This window comes from Burkholderia sp. E168m23 (assembly GCF_016586125.1).
In the GTDB taxonomy this organism is placed as follows: Bacteria; Pseudomonadota; Gammaproteobacteria; order Burkholderiales; family Burkholderiaceae; genus Burkholderia; species Burkholderia orbicola.
On record NZ_BCPP01000487.1, the window covers coordinates 1 to 5,266 of the forward strand.

The 5,266-nt window shown below is 67.8% G+C and carries 7 protein-coding genes; 5 read left to right on the forward strand and 2 right to left on the reverse strand.

Annotated features, from left to right (window positions below; all coding sequences use genetic code 11):
- Positions 1 to 475: methyl-accepting chemotaxis protein (locus JMF90_RS22750; protein WP_236598022.1), on the forward strand; the 475-nt coding region annotated here is incomplete at its 5' end.
- Between the two features lie 51 nt (positions 476 to 526).
- Here the strand turns inward: JMF90_RS22750 and JMF90_RS22755 are convergent.
- Together JMF90_RS22755 and JMF90_RS22760 are read right to left on the reverse strand one after the other, a co-directional pair.
- Positions 527 to 2,200: an ATP-dependent helicase gene (locus JMF90_RS22755; RefSeq protein ID WP_011547463.1), complete on the reverse strand. Its 1,674-nt coding sequence runs from the start codon at positions 2,198 to 2,200 to the stop codon at positions 527 to 529.
- Between the two features lie 127 nt (positions 2,201 to 2,327).
- A complete protein-coding gene (locus JMF90_RS22760; protein WP_011547464.1) occupies positions 2,328 to 3,182 on the reverse strand; it encodes a helix-turn-helix domain-containing protein in 855 nt (284 codons plus the stop codon).
- 476 nt (positions 3,183 to 3,658) lie between these two features.
- Between JMF90_RS22760 and JMF90_RS22765 the strand changes: the two genes are divergently transcribed.
- The 4 genes from JMF90_RS22765 to JMF90_RS22780 all read left to right on the forward strand — a co-directional run.
- Entirely contained in the window at positions 3,659 to 3,868 is a 210-nt protein-coding gene (locus tag JMF90_RS22765; protein ID WP_011547465.1) for a hypothetical protein, read from the forward strand.
- A gap of 173 nt (positions 3,869 to 4,041) precedes the next feature.
- Positions 4,042 to 4,317, forward strand: coding sequence for a hypothetical protein (locus JMF90_RS22770; protein ID WP_006478768.1), 276 nt, complete (start codon positions 4,042 to 4,044; stop codon positions 4,315 to 4,317).
- Between the two features lie 6 nt (positions 4,318 to 4,323).
- Positions 4,324 to 4,605 carry a hypothetical protein gene (locus tag JMF90_RS22775; RefSeq protein ID WP_011547466.1) on the forward strand — a complete coding sequence of 94 codons (282 nt, stop codon included), beginning with the start codon at positions 4,324 to 4,326 and terminating at the stop codon, positions 4,603 to 4,605.
- The coding region (locus JMF90_RS22780; protein WP_201325456.1) for an FAD-binding oxidoreductase at positions 4,602 to 5,266 on the forward strand (665 nt) is incomplete at its 3' end. The genes JMF90_RS22775 and JMF90_RS22780, both read left to right, overlap by 4 nt.

Below are 5,266 nucleotides of genomic sequence, written 5' to 3' on the forward strand. Positions count from 1 at the left end.
CGCCGACATCATCGGCACGATCGAAGGCATCGCGTTCCAGACCAACATCCTCGCGCTGAATGCGGCGGTGGAAGCCGCGCGCGCGGGCGAGCAAGGCCGCGGCTTCGCGGTGGTCGCGGGCGAGGTGCGCACGCTGGCGCAGCGCTCGGCGTCCGCGGCGAAGGAAATCCGCACGCTGATCGGCGAATCGGTCGAACGGGTCGCGACCGGCTCGCGGCTCGTCGGTATGGCCGGCACGACGATGCAGGACATCCAGCAGGCGATCGGGCGCGTGACGGGCATCATGACGGAGATCGCGGCCGCGTCGAGCGAGCAGCGCGACGGGATCGAGCAGGTGAACCGCGCGGTGTCGCAGATGGATCAGGTGTCGCAGCAGAATGCGGCGCTCGTCGAGCAGGCGGCCGCGGCTGCCGCGTCGCTCGAGGAACAGGCCGACGGGCTGCGTCGCGCGGTGGGCGCGTTCCGCGTCGCCTGAATCGAAACGACGGCGGCGCGGTAACGGGCAGGCGCTTGCCCGCCCGCCGCGTCAACCCGCCGCGTCCGCCAGTTGCGCGGCCGCGCGCGACGACGCGACGATCAGCAGCTTCATCGTCGCGCGCGTCGCACCGACGAACAGCTTGCGCGCGGCCCGCGCGTCGAGCGTGTCGAAGTCGACCTCGGTGAGGATCACGCACGGCGCCGACTGGCCCTTGAAGCGGTAGATCGAGTCGAGCAGCACGTCGCCTTCGCGATACTCGGGGTTGCCGAACAGGTCGTACTTGCCGGTGAAACGCTTGATCCGGTGCGGGCCGAGCTGGTCGAGCGGCGCGAGCACCGAGCCTTCGCGGCCGCGGTACGACAGCACCGCGATGTCCTGCTTGCGGAAACCGAGCGATAGCGCCTGCGTGATCGCACGCTTGGTCGCGTCGATGCAGGCTTGCGCCAGTGCGTCGCCCGACGCGCCTTCTTCCCCGTAGGCCGACACCGACGGATCGGACCCGTCGAACGGGCTGCCCGAACGCAGTTCGGCCGCGAGCGGCTCGACCCGGCCGACGACGTCGCGCACGAATTCGAGCAGGTCGCGCGGGCTGCGGTAATTCGCGAGTGCCTTCAACGTGACCCAGCCGGGCAGCGCGACGGGTTCGCGCATGTACAGGTTCTGCAGCGGATCTTCCAGCCACCACCATGCGCCGTCCGGCACGAGCAGGCGCTCCAGCGCGGCTGCCCACGGCGCATGGAAATCCTGCCCTTCGTCGACGATCAGCACGTCGAAGCGCCAGCGTTCGGGAATCGGCGCTTGCGCGAAGCGCGCCTCGAGCCGGTCGAATTCGCCGGGCACCTGGAAATCGGGCGTATAGCCGCCGTCACGCGCGACCCAGTCGCACAGCTGGTGGTAATTCGCGATCTTCGCGCCGGGCGGTGCGATGCGCGCGATGTAGTCGGCGAGCGGCCGGTTGAAGCAGACGTAGAGCACGCGCTGGCCGGCCGCGACGGCATCGCGCATCACCTGCACCGCGAGCTGGGTCTTGCCCGACCCCGCGGTGCCGGTCACGCGCAGCCGGAACGGCGTGAAGTCGAGCTGGCGCGCCCATGCGGCGAGCCCGCCCGACAGCCGCGTGACGAGCGTGCCGGCTTGCCCGACGAGCGCGCTCGTGTCGGGCGTGAGCGCGAGTTCGTCCGCGAGGAAATGGTGGAGCTTCGGCGCGTTCGGAAAGTGCTCGTCGTCCTCGGGCAGGATCTGCTGGATCACCTGCGCGAGCTGCGCCTTGCGCGACGCATCGACGATGCGGTCGGGCGCGACGCCGGCGATCGACGCGTCGCGGATCGAGTAGTCTGGGCAGTACAGCAGCGCCTCGACGCCGTAGACGCCCGCGCCGAGCGCGGCCGTCAGGCGCCGGTGCAGCGTCTCCTGCGTGCGCGCGAGCTGGATCGGGACATTGCGCTCCTTTTGCAGGTAGACCTTCACGAGCCCTTTCGGGGTCTCGCGCAGGAAGCCAGCCTTCTGTTCGATCAGCAGCACGCGCCCGGCCGGGCTCACGACGACGAACGCGGCTTCGCCGAACACCGAGAATGCCTGGTCGGCGCGCGTCCAGTGGACGCCGTGATACACGGTGTAGCTGTCGGGCAGCGCGTGTTCGAGCGCGGCGAGCGTCTCGCGCTCGCGTTCGGCCGCGCCGGTCGCGGCGAGGCTTTTCCAGTCGTCGGGGATGAGGCGGGCCATGGCGTCGGGCGGCGGATGCCGGCGTGGGCGTGAACGGGTGCGGCTATTGTACTGAGGAACCCGTTCATGCCCGCGGCGCCGCGCGGAGGTTGGCCGTTCGCGATTCGGGCGGCCGGCCCGGCGGACGTCAGCCGCGCGTGAGCCGCTTCGCGAGATCGGCGCTGAGGATCGCCATGCGCGCGGGTTTTTCGTAGCACACCACGTCGAACGCGCGGATCACTTCGCTGATGTCGGCCTCGCTCGCGCGTCCGGTGAGCAGGTCGCCCGTCAGCACGAAAATCGGCGCGCCCGGGTTGTCGGACGTGCGCACGGCCTTGATCGCGGTGGCGGCCGTCCCGTCGTCGAACAGCCATTCGGTCAGGACCGCGTCGAAGGCCTGACCCTGCAGCGCGTCGACGAACGCCGCGAGGCCGTCGAACGCGGCCGTCGCGAAACCCTGCCGTTCGAGATAGCGGCACAGCTCGGTTGCGCTGACGCGATCGGGGTCGATCACCGCGACGACGAGCTTGTCGCTCTCCGCGCGGCGCGGATAGATCTCGATCTTGTGTACGTCGTACGCGTTCTGGTACAGCACGCCGGTATGGCGCAGCACGCGCCAGCGGCCGTTCTGTTCGTACGCGACGAACTCGGGGCGCGCGCCGGCTTCGAGCGGCGCGCCGATCCAGGCGGTGCACGGAATCTCGGCGACGCCCGCATACAGGACGGCTTCCTGGGAATAGGCGCCGACCATGCCGGGGTCGAGCGTTTGCGCGCCGAACAACTGGGCGGCGGGTTCGCCGTACGCTTCGGCGACTTTCTTGATCTGCGCGAGCGTCCAGGGGCTGCTGCCGCGCAGTTTGCGGTGGCCTTGCGAGAAACTCAGATCGAGGATGCGGCACAGCTCGGTGGTCTGCTGGCGCTTGCCGATGCCGTTGCGGGTCATCAGTTCGCGCACGCGCTCGGCAACCGCGAGGGAATCCGTGGTGATTGCTTCAGTGGTCATGCTACGGGGACGGATCGTGACGTTCAGAACGACGCCTTGCGGCAGTCTCGGCGGACAGTCTTCATGACGTCCAATGGCGAGCCGACCGGCCACGCACGGAAAAGATAACTTTACCGCAAAATGGTCGTCATTCAGTGTTGTGAAAGGTGCGTTTGTGTGAAAGGTGTGTCATGACGTTACGTCCGACCAGCCTCGGCGCGAGCGCGCGGCGGGGCGTTCGACGCCTTCACGTCCGCATTCCGACGGACCGGGATGGGATTGACGACGGACCGGGATGCGATTGCGCACGAGACGGCAGGTAATCGCCGTGCGATGCACCAGCGCAGGGCGCGTACTGGCCCGGACCGACGTAGCCATGCCATTTTTGTAGGACGATCGCTGGACGGTTTCCTCTAGTGAAACCAACGAAGTTACATTTTCGACGCCAGCAAAGCCGCGTGCTACGATTTCGCCGTCTCAAAAAAGCGTTTGAACCGATGCAGAAGAAATTCTTGATGCGCGGATACGAAATGAACTGCGAGCCGCGCGTGACGGAGACCGGCAAATACGCCGCGCAGGTCGAGGTCACGAAGGTGGGTTTCAGCCGCGAGGCTGCGTTCCGCAAGCTGGGTGAATTCGACACCGAAGCCGAAGCGGTCGCGTACGCCAGACAATTCTCCGAAGAGTGGTTGAGCCGCTATGCGTAGCGCGGCGTGTGCCGAGGCCCGTGCCATGCGGGCCTCGGGTCGAGCGGCGGTGTAGTGCGCCGAACGGCCGGCATTGCTGCCTGAATATTGCGAATGCGTCGGGAAATTTGTAGATTGACGACTCCCGTTGTGGGGTATCGATCGTCCGAAGGCAACGCAATTGGAGACCGCGAATGTCCACCTTGTGCATGCAGACCGTCGTTCACGGCAAGACCGTCCAGATCGTGCTGTCGCCCGAGAGGCGGACAGCCAGGATCGACATCGTCGATGACGAAACCGGCAGCTACCCGCCCCGCACGATGAGCATCGAGCAGTACGTCAACGCCGGCATGGCCGACGACGAAATCGCGCGGCATGTTCTCGAAGTCGTCACGATGTCGATCGAGCAGCTCGCGAGGCTGCAGCCGTTCGATCGTACGGCAGGCACGCAAACGCGCTATTCGCACTGAGCGCTTGTGCAGCGGCCGCCCCGCGCAGGCCGTGAAGTCCTGACTGAATGGTTGCGCGGTGATCGGGCATTCGACGTGGCGTGGTCGAGCGCGACGCGCATCGATTGCGCGTGCGCGCTACGCCGGCAGATACAGGAACGGCTCGCCGTTTTCCCGCTCGACGGACAGCAGCCGCTCGCGCTGATCCTGCGCGAACAGTTGCTTGCCAGCCGCGGCCGCTTCGGCGATCGCGGCATCGACGCGCTAAGCTTCGCCTGCCGTGCCCTGACATCCGACAGAAAACAATGACCACCACCTATCCGCTGCACGACGCATTGAGCCACGCCGATACGGCATTTCCACCCGAAGCCGACGTCGTGATCGTCGGCGCCGGCATCATGGGCTGCGCGGCCGCGTACTACCTCGGCTTGCGCGGCTTGAAAGCCGTCGTGCTCGACAAATCGCGCATCGCCGGCCAGCAATCGACGCGCGCGTGGGGCTTCGTGCGACAGCAAGGGCGTGAATCCGCCGAAGTGCCGCTGATGATGGCCGGCATGCGGATCTGGGAAGGCCTGGAGCAGGCGCTCGGTTTCGATCTCGAATGGCGGCAGGGCGGCTGCCTCTACCTGGCGGACAACGAAGACGACTGGGCCTCGTTCCAGGCGTGGCTCACCGTGGCGCGCGAGCACGGGCTCGACACGCGCACGCTGACGCGCGCACAGATCGACGAACGCGTGAACGGCCTGTCGACGCACGCGCGTACCCTCGGCGGCTTGTACACGGCGACCGACGGCCAGGCCGAGCCGCGCCGCGTGGCCGCCGCGTTCGCGGCGCGCGCGACCGAGGCCGGCGCGCGTTTCTTCGAAGGCTGCGGCGTGACCGCGATCGAGACGGCGGGCGGCGCGGTCGTCGGCGTCGCGACCGAACGCGGCACGATCCGCACGCGGCGCGTGATCTGCGCGGCCGGCGC